General features: G+C 65.3%; 28 protein-coding genes. 15 read left to right on the plus strand and 13 right to left on the minus strand.

The window, feature by feature from the left end; all coding sequences use genetic code 11:
• Positions 1 to 27 precede the first annotated feature (27 nt).
• Positions 28 to 510 carry a 6,7-dimethyl-8-ribityllumazine synthase gene (ribH, locus tag QNN98_RS07770; RefSeq protein ID WP_227926469.1) on the plus strand — a complete coding sequence of 161 codons (483 nt, stop codon included), beginning with the start codon at positions 28 to 30 and terminating at the stop codon, positions 508 to 510.
• Between the two features lie 132 nt (positions 511 to 642).
• Here the strand turns inward: ribH and QNN98_RS07775 are convergent, their stop codons facing one another.
• Positions 643 to 921 (minus strand): hypothetical protein, encoded by a 279-nt coding sequence (locus QNN98_RS07775; RefSeq protein WP_227911072.1) that lies wholly within the window; start codon positions 919 to 921, stop codon positions 643 to 645.
• A gap of 171 nt (positions 922 to 1,092) precedes the next feature.
• Here QNN98_RS07775 and QNN98_RS07780 point away from each other — a divergent pair, with 171 nt between their 5' ends.
• From QNN98_RS07780 to QNN98_RS07800, 5 genes are all read left to right on the plus strand, one after another.
• Positions 1,093 to 1,788 carry a TetR/AcrR family transcriptional regulator C-terminal domain-containing protein gene (locus tag QNN98_RS07780; protein ID WP_283996708.1) on the plus strand — a complete coding sequence of 232 codons (696 nt, stop codon included), beginning with the start codon at positions 1,093 to 1,095 and terminating at the stop codon, positions 1,786 to 1,788.
• A gap of 48 nt (positions 1,789 to 1,836) precedes the next feature.
• On the plus strand, positions 1,837 to 2,922 hold the full coding sequence (locus QNN98_RS07785) for a DNA alkylation repair protein (protein WP_283996709.1): 1,086 nt from the start codon (positions 1,837 to 1,839) through the stop codon (positions 2,920 to 2,922).
• Between the two features lie 131 nt (positions 2,923 to 3,053).
• Positions 3,054 to 3,533 (plus strand): hypothetical protein, encoded by a 480-nt coding sequence (locus QNN98_RS07790; protein WP_283996710.1) that lies wholly within the window; start codon positions 3,054 to 3,056, stop codon positions 3,531 to 3,533.
• A gap of 59 nt (positions 3,534 to 3,592) precedes the next feature.
• Positions 3,593 to 3,904 (plus strand): hypothetical protein, encoded by a 312-nt coding sequence (locus QNN98_RS07795; RefSeq protein WP_283996711.1) that lies wholly within the window; start codon positions 3,593 to 3,595, stop codon positions 3,902 to 3,904.
• Between the two features lie 9 nt (positions 3,905 to 3,913).
• The gene (locus QNN98_RS07800; RefSeq protein ID WP_283996712.1) at positions 3,914 to 4,441 is read left to right on the plus strand and encodes a hypothetical protein; all 528 of its coding nucleotides are present in this window, start codon (positions 3,914 to 3,916) and stop codon (positions 4,439 to 4,441) included.
• A 157-nt stretch (positions 4,442 to 4,598) separates the two neighbouring features.
• On the opposite strand, the gene QNN98_RS07805 is transcribed toward QNN98_RS07800, so the two are convergent.
• Positions 4,599 to 6,179: an HNH endonuclease signature motif containing protein gene (locus QNN98_RS07805; protein ID WP_283996713.1), complete on the minus strand. Its 1,581-nt coding sequence runs from the start codon at positions 6,177 to 6,179 to the stop codon at positions 4,599 to 4,601.
• 164 nt (positions 6,180 to 6,343) lie between these two features.
• Complete coding sequence (locus QNN98_RS07810; RefSeq protein ID WP_283996714.1) at positions 6,344 to 6,904, minus strand: CGNR zinc finger domain-containing protein; 561 nt, start codon at positions 6,902 to 6,904, stop codon at positions 6,344 to 6,346.
• 45 nt (positions 6,905 to 6,949) lie between these two features.
• Between QNN98_RS07810 and QNN98_RS07815 the strand changes: the two genes are divergently transcribed.
• Positions 6,950 to 7,810 carry an alpha/beta fold hydrolase gene (locus tag QNN98_RS07815; protein WP_283996715.1) on the plus strand — a complete coding sequence of 287 codons (861 nt, stop codon included), beginning with the start codon at positions 6,950 to 6,952 and terminating at the stop codon, positions 7,808 to 7,810.
• Positions 7,811 to 7,897: 87 nt separating this feature from the next.
• Here the strand turns inward: QNN98_RS07815 and yczE are convergent, their stop codons facing one another.
• Both yczE and QNN98_RS07825 read right to left on the minus strand, forming a co-directional pair.
• Entirely contained in the window at positions 7,898 to 8,509 is a 612-nt protein-coding gene (gene yczE / locus QNN98_RS07820) for a membrane protein YczE (protein WP_227911098.1), read from the minus strand.
• 62 nt (positions 8,510 to 8,571) lie between these two features.
• On the minus strand, positions 8,572 to 9,978 hold the full coding sequence (locus QNN98_RS07825; protein ID WP_283996716.1) for an MFS transporter: 1,407 nt from the start codon (positions 9,976 to 9,978) through the stop codon (positions 8,572 to 8,574).
• A gap of 161 nt (positions 9,979 to 10,139) precedes the next feature.
• Between QNN98_RS07825 and QNN98_RS07830 the strand changes: the two genes are divergently transcribed.
• Positions 10,140 to 10,634, plus strand: a complete 495-nt coding sequence (locus tag QNN98_RS07830) for a hypothetical protein (protein WP_283996717.1) — start codon at positions 10,140 to 10,142, stop codon at positions 10,632 to 10,634.
• 15 nt (positions 10,635 to 10,649) lie between these two features.
• The gene (locus tag QNN98_RS07835) at positions 10,650 to 11,687 is read left to right on the plus strand and encodes a hypothetical protein (protein ID WP_283996718.1); all 1,038 of its coding nucleotides are present in this window, start codon (positions 10,650 to 10,652) and stop codon (positions 11,685 to 11,687) included.
• A gap of 21 nt (positions 11,688 to 11,708) precedes the next feature.
• Here the strand turns inward: QNN98_RS07835 and QNN98_RS07840 are convergent, their stop codons facing one another.
• Together QNN98_RS07840 and QNN98_RS07845 are read right to left on the minus strand one after the other, a co-directional pair.
• On the minus strand, positions 11,709 to 12,608 hold the full coding sequence (locus tag QNN98_RS07840; RefSeq protein WP_283996719.1) for an endo alpha-1,4 polygalactosaminidase: 900 nt from the start codon (positions 12,606 to 12,608) through the stop codon (positions 11,709 to 11,711).
• Positions 12,598 to 13,167 (minus strand): TetR/AcrR family transcriptional regulator, encoded by a 570-nt coding sequence (locus QNN98_RS07845; protein ID WP_227911108.1) that lies wholly within the window; start codon positions 13,165 to 13,167, stop codon positions 12,598 to 12,600. Before QNN98_RS07845 ends, QNN98_RS07840 begins: the two co-directional genes overlap by 11 nt.
• A 216-nt stretch (positions 13,168 to 13,383) precedes the next feature.
• Here QNN98_RS07845 and QNN98_RS07850 point away from each other — a divergent pair, with 216 nt between their 5' ends.
• The 3 genes from QNN98_RS07850 to QNN98_RS07860 all read left to right on the plus strand — a co-directional run bounded on the left by QNN98_RS07850 (position 13,384) and on the right by QNN98_RS07860 (position 15,768).
• Entirely contained in the window at positions 13,384 to 13,959 is a 576-nt protein-coding gene (locus tag QNN98_RS07850) for a hypothetical protein (protein ID WP_227911110.1), read from the plus strand.
• Positions 13,959 to 15,398: a dihydrolipoyl dehydrogenase family protein gene (locus QNN98_RS07855; RefSeq protein WP_283996819.1), complete on the plus strand. Its 1,440-nt coding sequence runs from the start codon at positions 13,959 to 13,961 to the stop codon at positions 15,396 to 15,398. The genes QNN98_RS07850 and QNN98_RS07855 overlap by 1 nt, the downstream gene beginning before the upstream one ends.
• Before the next feature lie 64 nt (positions 15,399 to 15,462).
• Positions 15,463 to 15,768, plus strand: coding sequence for an EthD family reductase (locus QNN98_RS07860; protein WP_227911113.1), 306 nt, complete (start codon positions 15,463 to 15,465; stop codon positions 15,766 to 15,768).
• A 63-nt stretch (positions 15,769 to 15,831) separates the two neighbouring features.
• Here the strand turns inward: QNN98_RS07860 and QNN98_RS07865 are convergent, their stop codons facing one another.
• The 5 genes from QNN98_RS07865 to QNN98_RS07885 form a co-directional block, all read right to left on the minus strand.
• Positions 15,832 to 16,503: a spherulation-specific family 4 protein gene (locus QNN98_RS07865; RefSeq protein WP_283996720.1), complete on the minus strand. Its 672-nt coding sequence runs from the start codon at positions 16,501 to 16,503 to the stop codon at positions 15,832 to 15,834.
• Entirely contained in the window at positions 16,500 to 17,825 is a 1,326-nt protein-coding gene (locus QNN98_RS07870; RefSeq protein ID WP_283996721.1) for a hypothetical protein, read from the minus strand. The genes QNN98_RS07865 and QNN98_RS07870 overlap by 4 nt, the downstream gene beginning before the upstream one ends.
• Positions 17,822 to 19,465 carry a GT4 family glycosyltransferase PelF gene (gene pelF / locus QNN98_RS07875; RefSeq protein WP_283996722.1) on the minus strand — a complete coding sequence of 548 codons (1,644 nt, stop codon included), beginning with the start codon at positions 19,463 to 19,465 and terminating at the stop codon, positions 17,822 to 17,824. Before pelF ends, QNN98_RS07870 begins: the two co-directional genes overlap by 4 nt.
• A 183-nt stretch (positions 19,466 to 19,648) precedes the next feature.
• The gene (locus QNN98_RS07880; protein ID WP_283996723.1) at positions 19,649 to 20,818 is read right to left on the minus strand and encodes an RNA polymerase sigma factor; all 1,170 of its coding nucleotides are present in this window, start codon (positions 20,816 to 20,818) and stop codon (positions 19,649 to 19,651) included.
• A 7-nt stretch (positions 20,819 to 20,825) separates the two neighbouring features.
• Positions 20,826 to 21,233 carry a YciI family protein gene (locus tag QNN98_RS07885; RefSeq protein ID WP_227926451.1) on the minus strand — a complete coding sequence of 136 codons (408 nt, stop codon included), beginning with the start codon at positions 21,231 to 21,233 and terminating at the stop codon, positions 20,826 to 20,828.
• A gap of 266 nt (positions 21,234 to 21,499) precedes the next feature.
• On the opposite strand from QNN98_RS07885, the gene QNN98_RS07890 reads away from it, so the two are divergent.
• The 3 genes from QNN98_RS07890 to QNN98_RS07900 are packed head-to-tail and all read left to right on the plus strand — an operon-like array spanning position 21,500 to position 24,368.
• Positions 21,500 to 22,747, plus strand: coding sequence for an MFS transporter (locus QNN98_RS07890; protein ID WP_283996724.1), 1,248 nt, complete (start codon positions 21,500 to 21,502; stop codon positions 22,745 to 22,747).
• 27 nt (positions 22,748 to 22,774) lie between these two features.
• Positions 22,775 to 23,686, plus strand: coding sequence for a thiamine pyrophosphate-binding protein (locus tag QNN98_RS07895; protein ID WP_283996725.1), 912 nt, complete (start codon positions 22,775 to 22,777; stop codon positions 23,684 to 23,686).
• Entirely contained in the window at positions 23,661 to 24,368 is a 708-nt protein-coding gene (locus tag QNN98_RS07900) for a thiamine pyrophosphate-dependent enzyme (RefSeq protein WP_283996726.1), read from the plus strand. Before QNN98_RS07895 ends, QNN98_RS07900 begins: the two co-directional genes overlap by 26 nt.
• Positions 24,369 to 24,592: 224 nt before the next feature.
• Here QNN98_RS07900 and QNN98_RS07905 read toward each other — a convergent pair whose 3' ends face one another.
• Positions 24,593 to 25,864, minus strand: a complete 1,272-nt coding sequence (locus QNN98_RS07905; protein WP_283996727.1) for a PIN domain-containing protein — start codon at positions 25,862 to 25,864, stop codon at positions 24,593 to 24,595.
• Between the last annotated feature and the right edge of the window lie 89 nt (positions 25,865 to 25,953).

Consider the following 25,953-nt stretch of genomic DNA (forward strand, 5'->3'; position numbering starts at 1 on the left):
TTCCCCCGACCCAAGGAGCACCTCATCATGAGTGGACACGGCGCACCCGCCACCGACCTCAGTGGCATCCGCCTGGCCGGAGTACCCGTTCGGCTGGCCATCGTTGCTGCCAGCTGGCACACCGAAATTATGGACGGCCTGATTGCCGGAGCGCTTCGCGCTGCGGAGGATGCCGGCCTGGGGCCGAAGCTGATCCGGGTGCCGGGCAGTTTCGAACTTCCCGTCGCAGCCGCACGGCTGGCTCCGCACTTTGACGCGGTGGTGGCCCTCGGCGTCGTTATCCGAGGCGGCACTCCGCACTTTGACTACGTGTGTTCTGCGGCTACCACCGGGCTTACTGACGTCAGCGTCACCACCGGCACTCCGGTGGGGTTCGGCGTGCTGACCTGCGATACCGAGCAGCAGGGGCTGGACCGGGCCGGGCTGCCCGGTTCTTCCGAGGACAAGGGCTACGAAGCAACCGCGGCTGCGGTGCTGACCGTCGCGGAGCTGCGCGGGGCCGGGGTCTAGGGGCCGGGGTCTAGGGTCCGTCGCGCCTGGAACGTGTTACCGACGCGACGGGCGTTAACCAACTATGGCGTGCCACCCGGTAAAGGTGGCACGCCATAGTGGTGCAGCTCCTAGCAGGAGCCGAAACGTTGGTTAGACGTGGTCGTTGTTGCGGCGGTTGCCGGACTTGGCCAGGCCGCGGGCCACCATGAAGCCGACGGTGAGCCAGGTGATGTACTGCATGGCCTGGCTGGCGTTGAATGCGTCGACGCCGTTTTCGCTGGCGTTGTCACCCACAACTGCTGCGGTGATGATCGTGGCGATGACGGCCAGGACGTAGAGGACGAATTCGAGGGTCCGGACCGAAACCTTGATGTCGTTCTCGTTGGTGTGGTGGACGGTGTTCGTGTTGTTACGGGTTTCCGTAGCCATGTGTGTCTCCTGAAGTATTGGTGAGAGCGGCCGTGGTGGCCATGTGAACTGTGATTCCTCTTCTGGAACCATGTCGACAACTTCTCTACGCTGTAGACACTAGTTGTAGACTCACAAATAAGCAAGCTTGCTGATTATCAGCAGCCTGACCATGAGGAGGGCGGATGCTGTATGGAGACTCCACGGAAACCGCACACAGGCTCGCATAAAGCGCGCCTGAACCGTGATCTGGTGCTGAACGCGGCGTTGGAATTGGTGGATGCCGAAGGGCTCGCGGCCCTCACCATGCGGAGTCTCGCCCAAAAGCTAGGCTGTGATCCCATGAGCATTTACCGGTACGCAAAGAACCGCGCGGCGTTGCTGGACGGGGTCGCCGAAACAGTCATGAACGAGCTCGACGTCTTCCCTGACGATCCCGACTGGCAGGCGCAGTTGCGGCGCAACGCGCATAATGTCCGGTTTCTGGCCCTGAAACATCCCCATACCGTGCCGCTGCTGGTCACCCGGCCACTGTCCATCCCGTTGGGACTGCGTCCGCTGGGGACGCTTCGCCCATTGGAAGAGATTCTGGCGCTGCTGACCAGGGCCGGTTTCACGCCTGCCGACGCGCTGCACGTCTACCGGGCGTACTACGGATTTGTTTACGGACATATCCTCAATGAGCTGCAGGAGCTCGTAGTGGACCCGGAGGAAAAAGAAGCAGTCCTGCGCCTCGGCTTGTACCGGCTGCCTGCCAAGGACTTTCCGAACCTTAGGACGCTGGCGCCGGATTTGGCCGATTACGACGGCGAGGCGGAGTTGGACCAGGGGCTGGACATCCTGCTGACCGGGCTCGCCGCCCAATTGCTGGGCGACGCCGGAGATTAGGGTTGAGGGCAGGGCAAGGAAGGACACAGGGGAACGCATTTGGGATCAATGGATGACATGCTCGGGCCGGGCGAGGTTCGGGAGCTGCACGACGTACTGGCGTCGGCTGTTCCGTCAGTTCAGTGGGAGGCCGTGCTCGCGGCGGGCGAGCGGCTGGAGCCGTTGTCGTTGCGGGGACGCACCGACGTCGTCGCGGATGCACTGGTGGATGCATTGGGTTCCTATCCGGCTGCCGCTTCAGCGTTCCGCATGGGTCTGGCTAATCCGGCGTTCACGGGGTGGATGCTCTGGCCCGTAACCGAAGCGGCGGTAACTTTGGCCCTGCGCTCCGGTGAGGATGAGGACTTCGACGACGCGCTGGCCCTGCTCGCAGAGCTGACGCCGCGGCTGACCAGCGAATTCGCCATCCGGCGGCTGCTGCGGGAGCAGCCGGAGCGGGCACTGGAGATCATCCGGACGTGGACCTCCCATCCGGACCAGCACGTCCGCAGGCTGGCCAGCGAAGGCACTCGTACCTACTTGCCGTGGGCCGTTCGCGTTCCGCAGTTGACGGCCCGGCCTGAGCTGACGCTGCCGATCCTGGACGCGATGCACAACGACCCCGAGGTCTATGTCCGCCGGTCGGTGGCCAACCACACCAATGATTTGGCCCGGCATGCCCCGGACCTGGTGCTGGAGACGGCAGCGCGGTGGCAGCAGACCGGCACGCCCGGCAGCACCTGGGTGGTACGGCACGCGTTGCGCACCCTGATCAAAAAGGGCAATCCCGGGGCGCTGGAGCTGATGGGCTTCGCTCCGGCGCAGGTGAGCATCAGCGACCTGCACGCCGAGTCAGAGAAGGTGGCACTGCCTGGCGAGCTGGCCTTCGGGTTCCTGCTCACCAATACCGGGGACGTGCCCGCGAAACTGGCTGTGGACTACGCGGTGCACTATGTGAAAGCCAGCGGCTCGACCGCTGAGAAGGTTTTCAAACTGGCGACCGTTGAGCTTTCGGCGGGGGAATCCCGGAAGCTGACCGGCCGGCATGCCTTCCGGCAGATGACGACGCGGCGGCACTATGCCGGTGTTCACGCTCTGGAACTGCAGGTCAACGGTGTGCGGCACGGTCGGCTGGAGTTTGACGTCAGTATCTGAAGTCGTGTCGGATTACAGTCCGGCCGCAGGCGACGGCGTCGTTTGCCGGGAACCCCGATTGCTATGCGCAAACCAGCCCTGTGGGCATAATGGCTGGTGATACGGCCCCGGCGACTGACAGGACCAGCAGAATGCCCGCTCAGGCAGCGACCACAATGGTGAAATTCGTCGAGCGTTCGTCGGGCTGGCTGCGCTGGGGTGGTGGTGCCCTGCTGCTGAGCGTCGGCGTCGTGCTCTCCATCGGGGCGGTGAGCGAAGGGCACTGGATTGTTCTCGTACCCGCGGCGGGGATGGGACTCGCGGCGATTTGGTGGTGCGTGTCCGCCAAGATCACCGCCGCCGTCGAGGGGCAGACGGTTCTGCTCTCCGGTCCGTTCTGGAAACGCAGCCTGCAGTTGTGTGATCTGCACAGTGTCGAGGTCAGCGGTGACAGCGGCATGAATCCGGGGCTTGTGAACTGGCCGGTTGTTTCTTTGGAACGCGGAACGCTGGTGCGGCTGAACATGGGCGGCAGTGCGGTGGTTTCGTTTGTCAGCGACGGGCGCCGCTACCAATTTGTCCTGTCCAGCCACCACTCCGCGCAGCGGTTGGCTGCAGCTTTGGTCGGGTAGCTGTGGCCTTTTGGGGTCTGCCCTGTGCAGCGGCGGTCGTGTGGGCGTTTCATGCCGGGTTGCTGATAGCCCGTCGCCGGGAAGCATGGATCAGCTTCTGTGTGCTTCTGGTCGGCCTGCCGGTGACGGCCGTCGTGTGCTTCGCCTGGTCACAGGCCGAGCATGCTGCATATGTGGCGGCTTACGGTGAGAACGGAATCGGCGGTGGGCTCTTCCCCATGCTGCTCGCTTTTGAGGCTGTGGGAACGTGGTTTGTGCTGGCCTTCGCGGAGATCATTCTTCGCATGGTTTTGCCGCCGACGGCGCGGGCAGGTGCGGCTCCAGCTAAGGAATTACGTAAGCCTGTGGCGTTGCCTGAACCCGAGTTATAGAGTGCGGCGATGACTTCCCAGACAGAACCTTCCGCTGCCTTGGATCCACCCCCTGACGTGGTGGCAGCCCTTATCGAGAAAGTTGCGTCGACTCCGTGGCCGGAAGATCCGGAGCAATGCAGTCCGTACCTGGCGCGTCTGGACTGTACCGCGGATGCCGCACTGCCGTTGCGGGAGGAGGACCTGCCGGGAGAAGAAAGGGGATGGCTGCATTTTCCCGGCGGTGAACGGGGTGTGTGGTCTGCCGTGGACGGGAAGCTGGAAAGCCTCGGCTTTTTCTTTTATCCGGGTCGGCTGGGCTCCCGTGCCCTGTGCGAGTTCGGGTTTGAAGCCCTGCATTCGCGGCTTAACGCCGCTTATGGTCCTCCTATCGATGAAGGCGTGTATCCGAGCGGCCACCGGTCCGGGGTGTGGCATGCAGGGGAGACCTTGATCGAGCTATACGCCCACGTCGAACTGGCCCCCGTGCTGCAACTGGGCCTGGGGAACCGGCAACGCATCCGTGTTCACGAGGAAGCCCGCTGGCACCGCGCCTGACCCGATTGCGCCGGATCGAACCGCGGCTAAGGCAGACGCGGCAGAGGCAGCCGTGCCCCCCCCGTAGTGGATGCGCAGATATCCCCGGGAATGGCTCTCGACGTTGTGCCGCCCGGACGTTGTGCCGCCCGGACGTTGTGCCGTCCGGACGTTTTGCCTAGAACGGCGGCACGGCGTCTGACAAGTCTTTGGCCTGTCGGTCTGCCTTTGAGGGTGAATGGGCTAGCTCGAGAAATGGTTCAGTCTGATAGATCCGTCCGCTCGGCGAGGTCCACTCCATCACGCCCGGTTCCGGTTGCCGGGCCTTCCAGAATCCCAGGGTTTTGAACCGGTGGTGCCGCCGGCACAGGTGGGCGAGGTTGCCATGATCCGTGGGGCCTCCGTCCGCCCAGTCCGTAGTGTGGTCAATTTCCGAGACCGCAGTGCTGACCCGGCATCCCGGGAACCGGCAGGTCCCATCCCGGGCACGCAACCAACGGGCCAGCCCGGCCGGGACTTTCCGCCGCCTGCCCACGCCCAGAATTTCCCCGGTGTCCGGGTCCTGGACGAGGCCGGTCCAGCGGGTCGCGGTGCGGGCGAGCCTGCGGGCTGCTTCGGCGCTAATTGGTCCGTAACCGTGCAGCTCAGCAGGGTCTTCGTTGGCTCCGAACAGGGTTTCCGCGTTGATCAGGACCATGATTTCCGCCCTGGGCAGGATGCCTGATTTGTCGACACGGGATTTATCGGCGTCCTCGTCAGCGTGGGCATTCTCCGGCCCGCTGCCTGCTGCACGGCCAGCACCACCACCGTCAGGTCCCGTGCCCGATCCGCGGCGTGCACTCCCGTCATCGAACCGGGCAGAACCAAGACCGCCCATAAGCAACTGGGCCAGAATGTCCGAGCGCAGCTGGTCCGTGGTCCGGGAATCCCCATCAGACTGTTCACCACGGGCCGCAGTGCTCAGGGCAGTGTAGATCTGCTGCGCTTCCGCCGCACGAAGATACGCCGACAGGCAGGACATCCCGTCTTCTTCCCGGTCCAGGGAGACTCGGCGCTTCTCGAACGCAGTGAGGTGCCGGACCTCAATGGTTTGCGGGTACTTCTTCTCCCGCAGCCGGCGGGCCTTGGCGGAGAACTGGGACCGGGTCTGACCTTGTGCCGCCTTCAACAGGGCAGCTTCAAACTCCGGCAGCTCGGCGGCAGGAACGCTTTCGCACTGGTCCAGCACCACCTGGGCATGCCCGTAGCTGAGGCTCCCGTCCTGCAGTGCCTCCAGTGTGACCGCATGGGCGCCAGATAGGAGGCCGGCTTCGAACATCAGCCGCTGGGCGGTGCCGTGCGGTATCTGCAGGAGGGCGGCACACTCGGCTGCCGCCAGTGTGAAAGCCATCCCGGGTTCCACCCGTCCGGTCGTACTGGCGTAATCCTCCCGGAAAATGGTTTCCATCCGGTTCAGCATCCGGGCCCGCTGCGCCTCCGCCCACGCGATCAGGTGTGCGACCCGGACCAGGACTTCACCGGTTGCCTGGTTGTCGAAGGATTCGAGGTTCTGCAGAGCCAGCATCCCGCTGAAACCATCAGGAAATCCCGAGGCAGCACTGGTCTGGTCGGCGGCAGTGCCGGCACCCGGGTCCGCCCGAAACACCGCTAATGTGCGATCCGTGTCCGACGCATCCTTGGTACCAGCCCGCCCCTCGGCGGTCCGGCGTGCAGCCTCTGGCTCTTCGGTTATCCGTTCGGTGTTTCCGAGCTGATCCATGCCCCAAGGATTTCACCCGGCACTGACATTTCCGGACCCAAAACTGGCCTAACCGGTCCGTCCAAGCACCCTCGAAATACGCGTCTTTTCTTTTCGATTACTCGGTTTCCGGACAGATCCTCATAGGCGCGCTGGCCCCGCTAGTCCTGCGCCGACGCCGTCAACTAGGCGCGCCCGAGAACCCCACCGGTCCCTGTGCGCTGCCGGTCCGCGTGGGCACGGGCCTTCATCCGGTTGCCGCAGACTGCCATGGAACACCACTTGGCGGTGCCGGGCCGGCTCCGGTCGATCAGATACAGGTTGCATTCCTCGTTCGCGCAGGGACGCAGGCGGTCCGGTGCCGTTTCCTGGACCCGGGACCACGCCAGCGCGGCCCGGAACGCCAGCCGCTCGTCCTCCGGTGACCGCATCTCCCAATCCAGTCCCTGGGCGGTGGCCCGCGGAACCAGGACGCCTCCTTCCAGCGCCGCTGAGAGGCGTTCGACGGCGCCGTCCGTTCCCCGCACGATGTCCTGGAGGCATTCCCGCATCTGTCGCAGATGCTCCACTTCGGCGGCAGATCCGTTGCCCCCGAACCGCACGGAAAACTCTCCGCCGGCGGCCCCCGCAAGCTCATCCGCAGGACGCCCGGATACAACCGGGGTGCTGTTCAGCAGTACCAGCAGCAGTTCCTCGTCCTCGACCATCGGATTCCTTTCAAGCGGATTGTGTTGCACGTCATCCATGCTAGCGTCTTCCTAACCAGTAAAACAATTGAGAGGGGTTAGCTCATGGCTACCGTCCACCACCGCAGTGTTTCCGTCAACGGCCACAACGTGTTTTACCGTGAGGCGGGGCCGCAGGATGCTCCGGTCCTCCTGCTCCTGCATGGGTACCCGAGCAGCTCGCACATGTTCCGCCACCTCATTCCCAGGCTTGCTGAGCCGTACCGCGTCATTGCTCCGGACCACATCGGCTTCGGCCTGTCCTCCGCGCCGTCCGTTGGGGAGTTCGCGTACACCTTTGAGGCACTTGCCAAGGTGACGCAGGGCTTCCTCGAGGAACTGGGAGTGGAGGCATACACGGTCTACACCCAGGACTACGGTGCACCGATCGCCTGGCGGCTGGCTTTGGCCAACCCGTCAGCGGTGCAGGGCGTGATCTCGCAGAACGGCAATGCTTACGAGGAAGGCTTTGTCCCGGACTTCTGGGCCCCGATCTGGAACTACGGTGCCGACCCTTCCCCCGAGAATGAGGAAGCACTGCGTCCGGCCCTTGGCCGCAAGGCCGTGGAATGGCAGTACACGCACGGGGTTCCCGACCCCACCACCGTTGATCCGGACGCATGGGAGCATGACCTCGCCCTCTTGGCCCGTCCGGGCGTCGATGAAGCGCAGCTGGCCCTGTTCGGGGACTATTCCACCAACCGGGCGCTGTATCCGGAGGTCCACGAATGGCTGCGCTCCAGCCAGGTTCCGGTCCTCGCCGTCTGGGGCAGGAACGATGAAATTTTCGGCCCGGCGGGCGCGACGGCGTTCCTTGACGACGTCCCGCACGCGCGCGTGGAACTGCTCGACGGCGGCCACTTCCTGCTGGAGTCGCACCTGGACGACGTCGCGCGCATCATTTTGGATTGGCGTTCCGGGTTCTAGCGGTCCACGGTGGAGGCAAACCGAGCGGTACCGATGCCATAGAGGCCGCCAGCCGCCAGCCGGCAGCCAGAGCCCGCAGACCTGCCCCTAACCAGCAGCCGGACCGGAGCGGCGTTCCGGTACGTTCAGCAGCGGCAGCGTCCGGTTGACCATGGGCCCGATCAGGATGGCGAAAGCCACCGTACCGATGCCCACCGTGCCGCCCAGGAACCAGCCGACCACCAGGACAATGACCTCTATGCCGGTGCGGACCACCCAGACCGGCCATCCCAGGCGGCGGTGCAGGCCGGTCATGAGCCCGTCGCGGGGGCCTGGTCCCATCCGGGCGCCGATGTAAAGGCCGGTGGCTACCGCCAGCAGCACCAGGCCGCCGGTGAACAGGAGTATCTCGCCCGGCAGTTCAGTCTGCGGGTCCAGCAGCAGCAGCCCGACCTCCGCGCTTGGCCCTACCGCCAGCGTGTTCACCACGGTGCCGACCCCGGGCCGCTGGCGCAACGGGATCCACAGCAGCAGGACGCCGATGCCGATCAGGTTGGCAACCAGGCCGAAAGGCAGCCCGGACTGCAGCGACGTGCCCTGCCCCAGGACATCCCACGGAGAAACGCCCAGCCCGGCGCGGATCATCATGCTGATCGAAAAGCCGTAACAGAACACGCCTATCAGCAGCTGCAGCACGCGGCGCACAAAGTTCCAGGACATAGAGGAAAGCGAACCCTAAAAAGGGCGCGGGACCAAACCGATCCCACTGTGTGTCGTCCCGCTCAGCTCTGCGGGCTGCTGCCGGGGGGTTCCTGGCCGCTCGGACCCACCGAAGCGCTCTTCGGATTCCGGATTCCCAGCAACGCGATCACGGCGGCAGCAAAGAACAGCCCCGCCGTCGCCAGCGCCGTTTGCCGGAAGCCGGCATATCCCAGCGCACCGCCCGAAATGGTGCCCACCAAAGCCACGGCCACCAGCCCGGCCACCCGGGACACGGCGTTGTTCACGGCCGAACCGATTCCGGCCTCCTCACCGCGCAGCGCGCCGAGCACTGCCGCGGTCAGCGGAGCGACCATCACGCTGAGCCCGACGCCGAAGAGCAGCAACCCGGGCAGCAGCTCGGTGAGCAGGTTCACGGGCGGCTGTACGGTAAGCAGCAGCAGGAATCCGGCACCGCAGATTGCCGGACCGGCCGTCATAAAAAGCCGCGGTCCGTACCGGCCGGAGAGCTTCCCGAAGTAGGTGGAGAACAGCAGCATGGCCACCGGCAGGGGCAGCGAAATGAACCCGGCCTCAATGGCACTGAACCCGGCAGCCTCCTGCACAAAGACCGTCACCGCAAAGGAGCCGAGCGAGATGGCCCCATACGCTGCGGCGGTCACCAGGTTCCCGTAACGGAAGTTCCGGGCCCGGAACAGGGACAACGGCATCATGGGCGCCGGGGCGCGTGCCTCGCGCAGGAAGAAGAGAACCAGCGCCGCGGTGCCTGCAACCAGGGGTACGACGACGGCGGGATCGGCCCAGCCGAGACGTTCCTGTTCGATGAGGGCATAGACGGGACCGGCGAGGCCGGCCACGGCCAGCAGCGCACCGGGAAGATCCAGCGAAGTGCGGCGCAGCCGGCCGGTGTCCTGCAGTTTGGAAGTGAGCAGGAGCGTTGCCGTCACCGGCAGAACGTTCACCGCGAAAATCCAGCGCCAGCTGGCCCAGTCCACCAGCACCCCGCCCAGCAGCGGGCCGATGATGGCGGCGGTACCGGTCCACGCTGTCCACTGGCCGATGGCACGGGCGCGCGCCTCGTCCCGGTACGCCGTCGTAATCAGTGCCAGGGACCCGGGGACCAGGAGGGCGCCGGCCATGCCCTGGACTGCACGGGCGATGATCAGTACTGCGGGGCTCCACGCCAGCGCGCACGCCAGGGATGCGGCGCCGAATCCGAGCAGCCCGAGCCGCAGGATCCGCAGCCGGCCGAAGGTGTCCGAAAGGGAACCGGCCAGCAGGATCAGCGCACCGAGGGTCAGCAGATATGCGTTGACGGTCCACTGCTGCGTGATCAGCCCGCCGCCGAGCTCTGTACCGATGGCGGGCAAAGCCACGGTGACGATGGAACCGTCGAGGAAGGCAACGAAAGAGGAGAGGATCGCCACGGCCAGGAGGCGGGTGTTCCTGTTGGCTTTCGTACCGGGCATACGGCCTCCGTTCGACGTTGCAGCGCCGCGCACTTCCCGGGACAGCCTAGCCCGGGATGCTGCGGAACGGCACCGGATAACTTCAGTGGAAATGCTGTTAGGGTTGTGTCCGCTCCCGGGAAACCCACGTGCCCCGGGCAAATGGGGGAAGGTATATAAGCGTGTCTGAAAATGGAAAGATTACCGCAGCGCAGCCGAGCGAAAAGCTAATTCCAAAGGTAGGAAACACCAACTGGTTGGCGGCGCTCATCGTGGCACCGCTAGCGGTCATGGTGGGAGCCGGCATTGGTGGAGATAGTTCCTCAGGTGATGCAGCCGATGCCTGGGCCGTGGTTGCCATGTCCATGGTTCCCGTATTCCTGGTGACCATGGTCATTTTCATTGTTAAGATATCCGCCCTGCGCGGCAAGGTTTCCGCTGCGGCTTACCGGATAGGTGAATCCCTGAGCCGGGATTACGGCATCACTGTCACCAAACCTAAAACGCTTATCCTCCAGCACAATTCGAAACCCCTGTTGAATCCGCACCTCATTCCCGCGGTGGACGCGTATGGCCGGCCGGTCACGATCACCATCAGTACCGATCCCACCGGCTCCCGGGTAATCCCCACTGTCGTTGACGCGGCCGGGTTGCCCGTCCAAACGCACAACCCGTAAGCGAAAGGTCTCGGCATGCCATTAATCCGCCGGAAGTCGGCCGTTGTCCCCAGTGAACGCCTGGTTCCGCAGATCGCGAATGTGTGGGGCGCGCTGGCCTGGGCGTTCCTGCCCGCACCAGTGGTGCTGTTAATCGGCTGGTCAATCAGCGGCGCGCTGGGCAGCGGTGAGGAGCTGGTGGACGCCCTCGGTGTGGCAGCCATGTTCCTGGGGTTTGCCAACTTCCTCCGCATAGTGATGTCCAACCGGCGCAAAGTCGCCGCTGCCGCTTACGGAATTGCCGTAAACCTGCACCGGGACTACGGCATCGCAGTGCACCGCCGGGTCGCCCTGGTTGTTATGAACACGGCGAGCTGCAGGCTGCAGCCGGATGCCTTTGATGCCGTCGACGATGACGGGCGGGAACTCTTCATGAAACTGAGCTTGGATACGACCGGTACAAATGTTGTCCCCACCATCCTTCTTATCGACGGAAAGTCGACCGGCAAGCAGGGGTATACCCCGGAAAAGGCCCGGCCGGCGGTTGTGCCGGATCTCCCAACCCCTTTAGCTGAAAGGTTTTACAACATGACTGAAAAGACCGTTTCTGCCGAACCCGGCGAAAACCTCATCCCCAAAGTACCCAACCTGAACTGGCTGCTGTTCGCCATGGTTGCCGTGATTGCAGGCGCTGTGGTGACCGGCATAGCCATGGATGGAAGCACGGGCGGCATGGTGGATTTCCTGATGATCCTGATGCTGGCGATGCTCCTCGCATTTGTTGTCCTGTTCATCATTCTGATGGTCAAGTCCGTACAGGTTCGGGGCAAGGTGGCTGCGGCCAGTTACCGGCTCGGGGAATCATTGGTACGGGACTACGGCATTACCGTCACCAAACCCAAGCAGCTCATCCTGCATGACAAGGCCAAGCCCCGGCTCACTCCGTACACCCTGGCCGCCACGGACACCTACGGACGGCAGCTGACCCTCACCGTGAGTACCGACCCCACGGGAACCCGCATTGTCCCGACCGTTGATTCCGTGGATGGCCAGCCGGTACAAACCGCGCTTTAACTCTTGGAGCGGGAGCGGCCGTCAGCAGGGCTGTCTGGGCGCCCCGAGGTCCAGGGGCTTGAGCATTGAAGAGAATCCCCGCTGCCGGGACCCGGGGCAGAAGTCCAACGTGCCTTCGTATTCGACGTGCAGCACCGCCTTGCCGGCGTCGGTGAAGGGCTGGTACGCCTCGCACTCCGCGTACCGGACGCATTCCTCGTTGACCGCGAAATCGAAATCGTCGACCAGCGCGGGAATCTGGTCCAGGTCATTCTTCAGGGCCACGGACAGTCCGCGGTCGTGGGCCAGGCCGGCAACGGCACGGTTGTACGCCAGCTGGTCCTCGGCAGTCAGCGGGAAGCCGGTGTCGTTGCGGTAGCCGTCCACGTTGTCGGGTTCGACGGCGTCGAACCCCTTGGCTGCGCAGGTATCCATGCGGGCCGCCATGATCGGCAGCAGCACGTCCGTTTGCCGGATGTCCAGCCACTGTTCGTCCGGCCAGCCGTCCATTGTTTTTCCGCGGACCGTGTCCGGAAAGTTGCCGGCATCGGGACGGAAATCCTCCCGGGAGCCGACGGACAAATAGCAGACCAGGTGGCGGCCCTTCGCCTTCAGCGCCGCGGTTTGCTCAACCGTGGTGGTTTCGTAGTCCACGTCGAAAATGTCTGCGTCAACATCCAGGTCCAGGCTGCCGCTGAGCTGCCACTGCCAGCTGGCTCCCGGCGACGGGGCCCAGTACGACGACGGGACAGATGCCGACGCCGCCGACGCCGCCCCGGCCGGCGCTGGCGCGGTGGGCGCGGAACCGGGGGACGCGCCGTCGTCGGAAGTGCAGCCGGCGAGGCTGCCGGAGAGAAGTACCGCACCGGCGATTACGACGGCGCAGGCTGCCCTGGTCCGGGCCGGCCCGGCCCGGCGGGTGGTCCAGGCCTCAGCCGGCACTGATAACCGCGCGGCAGCTGCGCAGGAACGATGCGGCCAGCGCTTCGCCGTCGTCGAGGTACCCGGCGACCATCGCCCCGTCGCGCAGCAGCATCAGATCTTCGGCAACGGCCTTGGGATCGGCGGGGGAGAGAGGGCGGACAATTTCCGCAAAGGCGTCCTTGCACCAGGTGCGGTGCTCACTGACGGTTTTCCGGACGGCGCTGGCGGGGTCCGGATATTCAGCAGCAGCATTGATGAACGGGCACCCCCGGAAACCCGCTTCGCAGGACATCTTGCCCAGCTGGTCGGCGATGAGCTGGAGTGTCCTGTCGGCGTCGCCGTCCGCGTGTTCCATGGCCGCGCCGATTCCCTCCCGCTCAATCCGGGCCCTCAGTTCCAGATGGGCGACCACCAAGTCATCTTTGCTCTTGAAATGCCGGTAGAAAGTCACCTTTGTGGTGCCGGTCCGGGCAATGACCTTTTCAACGCTGACGGAACGCAAGCCATCGGCATAGAACAGCTCGGTGGCGGCCTCGATGAGGCGATCCCTCATCGATACCTTCACAGTCTCCGCCATGAGTTTTCCTTCCGTTGCCCTTGTGCCGCTCCGTGATCAAGACTACAGTCCTTCGAAGTAGAGTGACTAGTCATTCTACCAACGGTTCCATCAGTCGTACCGGCGGACCTTCCTGCGGGAAGCACCCGTCGGACCGGCGCGGCCGCTACCGAGGTCGAGGTGTCCCCTGACCCATCAAGAGACACCCCTTCGAACCCCACAACAGAACGGAACACCATGACCACCGCCAACGCACACGCCGCCACCGCACACCCCGCCGGCACCATCGGACCGGCCCTTCGGAAGCTGTACTTCGTCCGCTTCGGATTCGCCGTCCTTTGGGCAGTCCTCATTGCGCTGACGGCCTCCACTATCGGCCCGCTCAGCATCGCACTGCTCATCCTTTACCCGCTGTTCGACGTCGGGGCAGCCGTCGTCGACCACCGCGCCTCCCGAGCCACCCGGCCGGGACCGCTGCTCGTCGTCAACATGGCGCTCAGCCTCCTGACCGCTGTTGCGCTCGGTTTCGCCGTCACCTCCGGACCGGCCGCAGTCCTGGTTGTCTGGGGCGCCTGGGCCATCACCGCGGGTGCGGTCCAACTCGCCGTAGCCATTAGCCGTCTGCGGTTGGGCGGGCAGTGGCCCATGATCCTCAGCGGCGGCATCTCCACTCTTGCGGGCACCGGGTTCATCCTGATGTCGGGCGGACCCTCGTCATCCCTCACCGGCGTCGCCGGGTACGCAACTCTCGGCGGCATCTTCTTCCTGCTCTCCGCGATCCGGCTGGGACGCACCGCCAAGGCGGGCGCATGATGGCCGGGACTACTACGGACGTCATCATCATTGGCGCCGGACCGGTCGGGGAAAATGTAGCCGACCGCATCGTCTCCGGCGGGCTGAGCGCCGTAATCGTGGAAGCCGAGCTGGTCGGCGGAGAATGCTCCTACTGGGCGTGCATGCCTACCAAAGCGCTGCTCCGGGACGCCGCCGCGCTCCGTGCCGTCCGGCAGCTGCCCGGTGCCGCCGCGGCGGTGACTGGGGGACTCGACGTCGACGCCGTGCTGGAGCGTCGTGACCGGTTTGCCTCGGACTGGAACGATGATGGCCAGGTTGCCTGGCTCCGCCAGGCCGGCATTGGGGTTGTCCGGGGCCGCGGGCGTATCAGCGCCCCGCGGACCGTCGAAGTCACCGGCCGGGACGGTACCGTCAGTACTATTACGGCCCGGCACGCCGTCGTCGTCGCGACGGGCACCAGCGCGGCCGTTCCGCCGATTCCGGGACTGGCGGACGCTGCTCCCTGGACCAGCAGAGAGGCCGTGTCGGTGAAGAAAATTCCGGAACGGCTTGCGATCATCGGAGGCGGTGTTGTTGGCACGGAAATGGCAACCGCCTTCAGCGCATTGGGCGCGTTCGTGACGCTGATTGCGCGCGACGGCGTACTCCCCAGGGTGGAGCCGTATGCCGCCGAGCACGTCGTTGCGTCCCTTCAGAGCAGCGGCGTACAGGTAATGGCGGGAACAAGCCCCACCGGGGTCACACGGGATCCCAGTGGAACCGTGCAGATCACCCTGGCGGGCGGCGAGGTCATCAGTGCGGACGAGGTCCTTGTTGCCACGGGGCGCCGGCCCAACACCGGCAATCTCGGACTTGAACAATTCGGACTCCCGGACTCCGGCTGGCTGGAGGTCGATGAGACCCTGCGGGTGACCGCTCCCGGGGGCCACGTGCCCGACGGCGGGTGGCTATACGCCGCGGGAGACGTCAACGGCCGGGCGCTGCTCACCCACCAGGGCAAGTACCAGGCCCGTGCGGCGGGGGACGTGATCGTGGCACGGGCAACCGGTGCCCCGGTTGAGGACTTCGCATGGGGGCGCCATGCAGCCACCGCCGATCTCCTGGCCGTTCCGCAGGTCATCTTCACTGACCCGGAGATCGCCTCCGCCGGACTCACCCTGGCCGCGGCCGCCGACGCCGGACTGCGGGTCCGTTCTGTGGAGTACGACCTGGGTTCCGTTGCCGGCGCATCCCTGCATGCCGACGGTTATGCCGGCCGCGCAGGCATTGTCATCAACGAGGACACCAATACCATTGTCGGGTTCACCGCCGTCGGATCCGACGTGGCAGAGCTGGTGCACGCCGCGACCATCGCCATCGCCGGAGAAGTACCTCTAGACCGGCTCTGGCATGCGGTGCCGGCCTATCCGACGATGAGCGAGCTCTGGCTTCGGCTGCTGGAAACCGCAGGACGGTAGACAACCGCCCGGCCCGCCCGCAAACTTCCGCCATCACCACAACCACCCCACGAAAGGAAAGAACATGCCCACGAAGATCACCTTCATCATCGACAACCCCGCCGACCCCGGAGCCTTCGAGTCCGCCTACAAAAGCATTGAAGGCAACGCAAAGCAGCTTCCGAAGCTGCGCCGGTACGAGGCCGGGAAGGTTTGGCCCAAGGAAGACGGCTCGCCCACGCCGGCCCACCGGACCCTGGACCTGTATTTCGACAGTTATGAGGATGCCTCTGCAGCCGTGAAGACCGCTGCGGCTGCCGATACGTTCGGGCAGTTGACCGCCACGGGCACACCGTTCAGGGCGCTGTTCTCCGACGTATCGGAAGGCTAGGCGTCGAAGGAGGCTGGACATCCAAGTAGGAGTCGCCGTGAGGCGGGCAGCAATGTCCCGGCCTCACGGCGACTTTGTCTTGGCCAGCCGCGCAGAGACGTTCGCCGGCGGCCCCAGCCACGGGGTGGGCATGGATCGGTCCGTGACGAAGGCATGCCCGGCGCCGCGGTGGCCAGCTGCCAAACGGACTCCGGCCATCTGTGCCGGATCACAGCTGTGCACCAGATGCCAGAGCCGCGCCGGAGGTACATTCTGCGCCCAGGCGGGGTGCCGGAAGCGCGCATAATCCGCCGCAGTTCCCTCGAACACCGAGGTGACATCGAACAGCCGCACATGTCCCGGCGTCGGAAAGACACCGGGGTTCGCAGCGAGGAACCGGATGCCGGCAGCCCGGGCCGACGCCGCATACACGGCGCACCGGCCAAGGCTGCCGGCTCCGGAGGGAAGTTCGTCGAACATAATCCCGTCCAGGCCGTAGATCCGCTGCCAGGCAAGCACGTCCAGGGCGACGTCCGCCGGCGGGCGCTGGCCGTAGTTAACCGCGACGTACCCCAGGAGCCGGGTGGATCCCAGTCCGGCAATCGCTTCCGGATAGTAGGCATCGTCTTCTCCGCCGGGTCCGTTGTGGACGTTGACGACGGCGAAGGAGACGTTTTGTCCGGCCAGCCACGCCCATTCCCGGGGCCGTTCCGCCGGGTGGATGTACCACGGCAGCGCCAGTCGGGGTGCCCTCACGCGTAGGTCCGCGGATCCGCCACGAGCGCCAGCAGGACCACGATTCCCGCAAGCAGGAAAGCTGCGGCCGCCAGAATGCCGGCTCCGCTGCTGACCAGCAGCCACAATGCGGCCGCAAGGCAGGCAGCAGCGGCAAACAGCACACCGCGCCGGGGTTGTCCGAACGCGCTCAGGGCCGTGGAGATAGTGGCCAGGGCGCTGAAGATGGCGGCTACCACCACTGTGGAGGCCGCTCTGTTGTCCTCCACCAGGAAGAGGACCACCACGGAGGACACCGCTGCGGAGATCACCACAATCGTGGCGGAGATGGCCAGGGTCAGCAGCCAGGCGTTCCACGCGGCGTTCCGGAGCAGCGGTGTCCGCTGGGAGGACCACTGGAGCCGCTGGCGCATCAGTACCAGCGCTGGATCAGTGGCGGCGGCAGCAACGACGGTGGCCGCCACCAACGCGGTGCCTTCCCACGCGGGCAACCGGGTCAGGGCCAAGGTCAGTGCTGCCGCAAGGAAGCCGGCCTGGGCAGCCGGAGCGACGGCGCTTCTGCCGTCTTCCCATCGGGGCCGGCGGCCCTCCGGGTTGGAGCGGAGATGGATGGCGAGCAATGCCGTTACTGCCGCCACCACCAGCAAGGCCGTGCCGGGCACAATGACGGCCGCGGCGGTGGAACGTATCGCCAGCATGGTCGCCACAATCGAGACGGCACACGCCAGGGCCGTCAGCAGGAACCAGGAGCGGCCCAGGATCACGAGCATGGAAACAACACAGGAGTACCAGCACCAAACCATCAGAAGTGCGGCCATGGTGGCGTCATGGCCGGGAAGGATCAGGGAGACCCCCACGTAGCAGGCGAGGGCGGCCATGATCAGCAGGGTTGCCCCGGTGCCGCGGGCGACGCCGCGTTTCAGCTGCCCGGCGCCGGCATAGGTCCAGACAATCCCGGAGACGGCCTGCCCGATGATCCACGCGCCGATGCCGGCTACGAGGACCTCCCTGGTGTTGGCGGCAAGGACCGTAGCGGTGAGACCGCCCAGCACTGCCCCCAAGATGAGGACAATGGCCCGCCGGACGGATTGGAGCAGGTCGTCCCGTCCGAGCCATGGCTCGGCGGTTGCCTGCGTGGTGCCGCGTTCCTGCACCAGGGAGGAAGCGTAGTCGAACACGTCCTTCGCTCCATGGCGCTGGCGCACGGTGCGGTCACTGAGTCCGGACGCTTCCAGCCGTGCCGTGATCTCAAAGGTGTCCACGGCGTCGTAGGCCATCAGGTTGTTCTCAAGTTTCGGGACGGCTGAACCCGCTGCGGGCACAATGACAGTGTCGGCGCTCATGCGGACAACCGCTGGGACGCGTCACGGAGTGCGGGAACCGCGGGTGTCGGTGCGCCGTGGGCTCCGGTAGCCGTGCCGGACCGCAAACCGGCAGCCGGGGGGTGCTCGGACAGCCGCCCGTCCCGGGTGGCAGCATAGGCCTCCCGGTAGCGGCCCAGGCACCGGTCCAACGTGAACTCGGCCAGGGCACGGCGTCGTGCGGCCGCCCCCATGTCCGCCCGGAGCCGGTCATTGGAGAGCAGGGTGATGCAAGCGTCCGCGAACGCGGCGGGCTCGCGGGCGGGCACCAGCATGCCGGTGGTCCGCTCTTCGTCCAGGCATTCCGCTACGCCCCCGACGTCGGTGTTGACGGTGGCGCGGCCGCACATCATGGACTCGATGAGGGTAAAGGGCAGGCCTTCGGACACGCTGGACAGTGCCACCACGTGGCCGGCTTCAATGGCCGGGCGGCTGCCCTTGCTGGGACCTTCCCAGTGCACCGCGTCGGTGACACCGAGGCTGGCGGCCAGTTCCACCAGGCCCGCCTTGTAGGCGTGGTTTTCCGTTGGCGTGGGCCCGAAAAGCCGCAGTTGGGCCGTGGGCACCTGCTGACGCACCAGTGCGAAGGCCGAGATGAGGGTTTCCAGGTCCTTCAGCGGATCGATCCGTCCCACAAAGCTGATGGTGGGCAGCTCCGGTTCGGAGGTGACCGGCAGGAACGTTTCCGGGTCTACGCCGTTGGGGATGGTGTGGATCCGTTCGGGGCGTGCACCGAGGCGGCGCTCCCAGCGGGCGTTGAACTGGTTGACCGGAAGGACCATGTGCGCCCGGGCCACAACCACCTGGCACAGCCGGCGCAGGAACGCCGTGACCGCGCGCCGCACGGGCCAGGAGAAGTTGGCACCGTGCAGGGCGAGGTACCGCTCCCTCAGGTACACGCCGTGTTCGGTCAGGAGGATGGGAGTGCCGTGCCGCCAGGAGTGGGCCAGGGCGACCAGCGAGGAGGGGCCGTTGCTGGAGGCATGGATGACGTCGGCGCCGGCCGGCCGCTGGTCAACCAGGGCCAGGGCGCGGTCAACGATGCTGGCTGCCATCACGGCGTCCGCCACGGACATGGGCGGCTCGCCGGCGCTGACCAGGTGCCGCGTCCAGGCTGCCAGGATAGGCGCCACGGAACCCCGGGTAGCCAGGGCATGCGCCAGGCCGATCCGGTTGCTGATGGCCACCAGGTTGCGCAGTGCCTCGTCCGTCCGGGCCACGGCGTCCGTGTCGTCGGACCCGAGTGCGGCGTCCCACAGCAGGGCGAGTTCGTCCTGCGTGCGGTCAATCCATTCCTTGCGCCGGGATCCGGGCCGCAGCGGGGCCGCCGGGGGTCCCCAGACGGGGATGATCCTCAGGGAGCGGACATTTTCGGGGAGCTTCCAGACGGGACGGTCGGCACCGCTTCCGGTCAGGGCAAAGATTTCGAAGTCGTGGTCCGGCATTCCCGTGATCAGCTGGTTGCACCACGTGCTGACCCCTCCGGTGACTACCGGGTAGGTGCCCTCCGTGACGAGCGCTATCTTCAGCGGTTTGTCCCGGATCCGTTTCGGCACAGCCGGAACGGCAGCGGATCCGTGGACCTGGGCGGAACGGCAGAACCCCGTGACTGAACTAAACATTTTCGAGACCTCAATTAGCGATGGACGACATCGATATCAGTGAATACGAGGTAGCCAGGCGGGACACGCGTAACCGTTACTCGCTTCGATAGGGCGCTTCGAGGTAGGGGTGTTGAAGAATTTTCCGAAAATTTGGCATACATTGCGGGTCTCTTGCGGCTGCCCTTTCCCGGCGCGTTCCGGCTATCGAACAGCGTGCAGCCGGGCCGCCTGCCGGGCCAGGTGCTCGCGTTCGGCCAGGTTCGGCGCGGCCAGGGCGGCCTCGGCGTACAGCCGTGCGGCCGTGCCGGCGTCACCGTCGCGCTCATGCAGGTAGGCCAGCGCGGCGGTGCGCCGGGGGAGTGCGGGATCCAGCTCCGCCAGCGCGGCCAGCCCGGCGCGCGGTCCGTCCGCCTCCCCGACGGCGACGGCGCGGTTCAGCCGGGCTACCGGACTGCCGGTGAGCCGGACCAGTTCGTCATACCAGGAAACGATCTGCGGCCAGTCGGTTTCCCTGGCCGTCTGTGCATCGGCGTGCAGGGCGGCGACGGCGGCCTGCGCCTGGTATTCGCCCAGCCGGTCCGCAGCCAGTGCCCGCTGCAGGATCGCCACTCCTTCGGTAATCAGGCCGGTGTCCCAGCGGCTGCGGTCCTGCTCGGCCAGCGGCACCAGCCGCCCAGCGCCGTCCGTCCGTGCCGGGCGGCGGGCGTGGTGGAGCAGCATCAGGGCGAGCAGCCCGTGGACTTCGGGATGGTTGATGCCGGTGGCCAACTGCCGGGTGAGGCGGATGGCTTCGGCAGCCAGGTCCACGTTCCCGGAGTAGCCCTCGTTGAACACCAGATACAGGGTCCGCAGCACGGTGGCCACGTTGCCGGGGGAGCCGAACCGGACTGTGTTCAACCCGACCCCGGCAACGGTGCGTTTGGCCCGGCTGATCCGCTGCGCCATGGTTGCCTCGCCCACCAGATACGCGGCGGCGATCTGCGCGGTGGTCAGCCCGCCCACCGCGCGCAGCGTCAGCGCCACGGCCGACGACGGCGACAGGGACGGGTGGGCGCAAAGGAAATACAGCTGCAGCGTGTCATCGGTTTCACCGCCGGGCCCGGGCGGAGGCTCCGCGTCAACGGTGAGTTCACGACGTCGGCGGGAAGTGTCCGCGCGGGTCGCGTCCAGGAACTTCCGCCAGGCGGCGGTGACCAGCCAGGCTTTCGGGTCCCGCGGCGGGTTCTGGGGCCAGGCGCGCAGGGCTTCGATCAGGGCGTCCTGCACCGCGTCCTCGGCCGCCGCGAAATCAGCTCCGCGGCGGACGAGGACGGCAATGACCTGCGGGGTGAGGACCCGGATCTGCTCCTCATCCACGCTGCTGGGCTGCATGGCAGCGCTATTCCGTGATGGTGATGGGCGAGCCCAGGAACGGCCGCAGTTCGATCCATTCCTGCAGCGGCTTCCCGCCCGCGGCGGGAGCAGCGGACAGTTCGCCGGCGAGTTCGACGGCGCGGTCATAGTCGTCCACGTCGATCACCATCCAGCCGGCGATCAGGTCCTTGGTCTCGGCGAACGGGCCGTCGGTCACCGGTGGCCGCCCCTCGCCGTCGTACCGCACGAAGGTGCCCTCCGGTGCAACGGCCTGGCCGTCAATGTATTCGCCGCGGGCCTGCAGCCGGTCGGCGAAGTCCTGCATGAACTGCATGTGGTCCGATACTTCCTCCGGTGTCCACTGGTCCATCGGCACGTCATTGATGGGTGCCGGTGCACCGCGGTAATGCTTGAGCAACAGATACTTGGCCATGACTTATCTCCTTGGTCTCCGGGGATGGTCGAATCGCTGCAACACGGCCATTGTGGCCGCATTCACTCCGGGGACGGGACAGTGTCCGGAATTTCGACATTTCTGCGGGAGCGTTCGCCTGCGCCGCAACCGGAAACAAATTTTCGTCTTCACCTAGTGCTCCCCGGCCGGGGGTTCCACACTTGTGTCGACACGGACTTTCAGTTCTCCTTTCATGCAGCTCTCCTTTCTTACAGCGGTGGCCGTCTCGAACAAGGAAGTTCATCATGAAGGTTTCGCGAAAATGGATTGTGATCCTCTGCTGGCTCACGGTTGTCTTCGAGGGATTCGACCTCGTGGCCCTGGGTGCCTCCATTCCCACCCTTCTGGACACAAAACACGCAGGGATCGACGCCGGCGGGGCCACCTTCGTGGCCACCATCTCGCTGGTGGGTGTGGGGATCGGCGCTGCGCTGAGCGGGCCCATCTCGGACCGCTTCGGCCGCCGCCTGCCGCTGATCGCGTGCGTAGTGGTGTTCTCCGTCTTCACCCTGATCTTCCCGCTGATGCCCACCGTTGCCCTGATGGGGCTGCTGCGCTTCCTGGCCGGACTGGGGCTGGGCGGGTGCATGCCGGTGGCGGTGACCATCATGCAGGAAACCGCCCGCGCCAACAGCAAGGCCCAGTCCAGCACGCTCACCATGACCGGCTACCACGTAGGCGCCGTGGCCGCGTCGGTCACTGCACTGCTGGTAGGGCAGCGGTGGGAATGGCTCTTCTATACCGGCGGTATCCTCGGCCTGCTCGCCTCCCTGCTGCTGTGGGCCAAGCTGCCCGAAACCTCTCCCGTGATCGAGGCGCGCAAATCCGCGGACACGGAGGTCCCGAAGGTGCATGTCCGGGACGTGCTCCGCGGGCGGTACGTGCGCATCACCCTGGGGCTCTGGGTTGCCGCCTTCATGGGCCTGCTGCTGGTCTACGGATTGAACACTTGGCTGCCGCAGCTGATGCGTGAGGCCGGCTACGCCGTCGCCGATTCCCTCGTGCTGCTGCTGGTCCTGAACCTCGGCGCGATCGCCGGCCTGCTGGTGGGCGGCGGCGTTGCCGACCGGCGCGGGGTGAAGGGGACCACCATGTTCTGGTTCGGTGCCGCAGCCGTGCTGCTGGCGGTGCTGAGTATCCGGATCCAGGACCAGCTGCTGCTGAACGGCGTGGTGTTCGTGACCGGTTTCTTTGTCTTCTGCGCCCAGGTGCTCGTCTACGGGTTTGTGGGCTACCTCTACCCGCGGCATATCGTCGCCTCCGGGATGGGCTTCGTGTCCGGCGTTGGCCGGCTGGGGGCCATTGCCGGGCCGTGGATTACCGGTTTGCTGGTGGTTGCCGGGATCGCCTATCCGTTCGGGTTCTATGTCTTTGCGGCAGCGGCCCTGCTGGGGGTAGCGGCGGTGGCCGTGATTCCGCGTCCGCGGGAGTCCACCCCGGAGGCCGCGGACTCCGTGCCTCCTGGCTCCGGCAAGCCCGTGCCGCTGGCCTAAACCGGAACCTATCCTGCGGAGGACGATATGAGCACCGTTCGCGACGCCACCTACGAGCTGCTGCGCCGGCACGGTCTGACCACTATTTTCGGCAACCCGGGCTCGAATGAGTTGCCGTTCCTGGCTGGCATGCCGGAGGACTTCCGCTACATCCTGGGCCTGCACGAGGGCGTGGTGGCGGGCATGGCCGACGGCTATGCGCAGGCAACGCGCCGGCCGGCGCTGGTGAACCTGCATGCGGCGTCAGGCTCCGGCAATGCCATGGGCGCGCTGACTAACTCCTGGTACGCGCACACGCCGCTGGTGATCACCGCCGGGCAGCAGGTCCGCTCCACCATCGGTCAGGAGGTGATGCTCTCCAACGTGGATGCCGTGTCCCTGCCGCGCCCGCTGGTGAAGTTCAGCGCGGAACCGGCGTCGGCGCGCGACGTCGTCCGCACCATGGGGCAGGCCATCCATGCTGCGGTCCTGGAACCGGCCGGACCGGTTTATGTGTCCATTCCCTACGACGATTGGGCGCACGAAACCGGGCCCGAGGATGCACACCTGGGGGAGCGCACGGTCGAGACGGCGGGGGAGTTGTCCGACGGTCAGCTCGCGGACCTCGTGGCCGCACTGGATGCCGCTGCCCGTCCCGTGCTGGTGCTGGGGCCCGACGTCGATTCCGCACGGGGCAACGACGACGCCGTCCGGCTGGCGGAGAGGCTGGGTGCTCCGGTGTGGGTGGCGCCCTCGGCGTCGCGGTGCCCTTTCCCGACTTCGCATGCCGCCTTCCGCGGCGTGCTGCCCGCCAGCGTTGCCGGGATCACCGGGCTGCTCTCCGGGCACGACCTTATTCTGGTGGTGGGGGCTCCGGTGTTCCGCTACCACCAGTACGAACCGGGGGAGTACCTGCCCGGACGGCACTGCCCTGTTGCAGATCACCTGCGACCCGGGTGAAGCCGCCCGGGCACCGATGGGACGCGCGGTGGTGGCGTCGATCGGTCCGGCGCTGGCGAGGCTTGCCGACGCGGTGGCACTCCGCGGAATCTCGGTGCAGCCGCGTCCGGTTCCTGCGGTGTCCCGTGCCGCCGAGCCCGGCGGCCGGATGTCACCGGAAGTGGTCTTCGACGTCGTGAACGAGCTGGCTCCCGAGGACGCCATCTATGTCAACGAAGCGACTGCGACGGTGACCGCGTTCTGGGACCGGATCCAGATGCGCCATCCCGGCAGCTACTACTTTCCGGCGTCGGGTGGGCTCGGCTTTGGCATGCCAGCCGCTGTCGGCGTCCAGCTGGCCGAGCCCGGGCGCCGCGTGATTGCGTTTATCGGCGACGGGTCCGCAAACTACGGCATTACGGCCCTGTGGACTGCCGCCCAGCACGGGATCCCGGTGGTATTCATCATCCTGAACAACGGCACGTACGGCGCCCTCCGGGGTTTTGCTGCCAAACTTGACACTCTGGACGCGCCGGGTCTGGACGTCCCCGGCATCGACTTCGTCTCTCTTGCCGCCGGTTACGGGGTGGATGCGGGGCTGGCTGAGTCGGAGGGTGAACTCCGCGACCGGGTAGCCAAGGCCCTGGCTTCCGACAGGCCGACCCTCATCGAAGTCGGCATCAGTAGGGGGTCTCCGTTCTAGCCACTGGAGCCGCCGCGACGAGGCTGGGCGTACGCCTCCATGCCTGGCTTATTCGTGATCGATGAGCCAATGGACGCAGTCCGGTCCATTCTGGTGCGGCTTCCCGCCCAGGACTCGGACAGCGGACATCTCACCAGCGATCAGATCCATGGTCGCTGCGAACGCGGTCCACATCAGGAGACCCGTTCGCGGCACTGAACCAAGAACATAACCGATAACAGCGATTACGTCTCGCCGTGCTCGAACTCCCACAACAGTATGCGTTCTCTCGCCCTTGCTTGACCAGAGGTGAGGTTAGCACTCCTATATAGGATATAGAGTTCGCGGCGGAGCCGTCGCATCTCCTCGACAAGCCTTTGAGTAACGGGATCATCCGTTTCGGGACCGGCCGCGTTTCTAGCCGTCATATGTCTCGACAGACGGACGATATTCGTCTCTAGCTCATCAATTCTAGTGTGAAGGTCCTCCGGCGAATCGGAGTAGGCGGGGCCCGCTCCTGTTGGTTCCTCCTTTAGGCCTGACGTAACCGCTTCGTGCGAAGTATCAAGGAGACCCTGATGTCGACTTTTGGCGAAGAGCTCATCGAGTGTGCTTTCTGCAAGTTCTTCGGCTCGCGTTAGTGCAACCTCCTCTAGGTCTTTACGAGCAGCCTCTAGCGCTTCTGGTGTAGATGCCGTGCCCACTTCTTGTGCCGCATAGTCAAAAAAAGAGAGACCGTTGTAAAAATGGATGGTTCGACCTCCCGTAAACTCGGTGAATTCATTCACCAGTTCCGGGCGAGGCATGATCTGTTTGCCGTGGACGGATATCCACCAATCTTCTTTCGCGTCTTCCGTGACGAAGATGATGTCGATATCATTGTCGCGAGCGAAGCACATGACCTGATGCCACAGGATGAAATCACCGTATTGACGATTTTCGGGCTTCTTTCCCGCGTCCATGTAACCCGGCGGGACTTTGCTGGCGAATCGTTCAGCGCCAACCTTATACAACTGCCTCAGCTCTTCATCAGTAGGCTTTACACCGATCCTGCTATCGGACAGCAAGTCCGTGAGGCTGTTCAAGATGGGGTCATCTGCGTCGGCTGCGTTTCGGTCCGCTACTGATTTTCGGGCCGATTCGAGCTCTGTGAGCAATTCCGTAGCGGCCGCTAGTAGAGACTTGTGCTTTTCACCCGTGGTTAACTGCGACTTTCGGGGAGCCTGATTGAGACTCGTGATGAGCTTGCTCACCAGCCCGATTTGGTCGTCGTGTACCGATGTTGCAGCAGACCGCACTGCGCCTCTATTTACGTGATACTCCTGGACAGCCTGGAACGGAACCCACAGCCTGTCCCGGAACTGGGAAGCCAACGCTAGATATGTCTCTGAGGTCTCGGGTTCGTACCGATGGAAATCTAGAAGAACGTTCGCATCGAAGACGATATGGGCTGACGACCACAATGACTTTATCTCTTGAGGAGAGCGCCGGTAATAGCCCGGGAAGTGTTCTTTCATGCGAGAGTGTTATTCTTTCTGGTTGCGGTCATCTTCCTTGCGTCCAACGCAGTCGTTTGAACGGTACATTGGCCGGCACGATTTCTTCA

It is taken from the genome of Arthrobacter sp. zg-Y1143, from assembly GCF_030125565.1.
GTDB lineage: Bacteria > Actinomycetota > Actinomycetes > Actinomycetales > Micrococcaceae > Arthrobacter_B.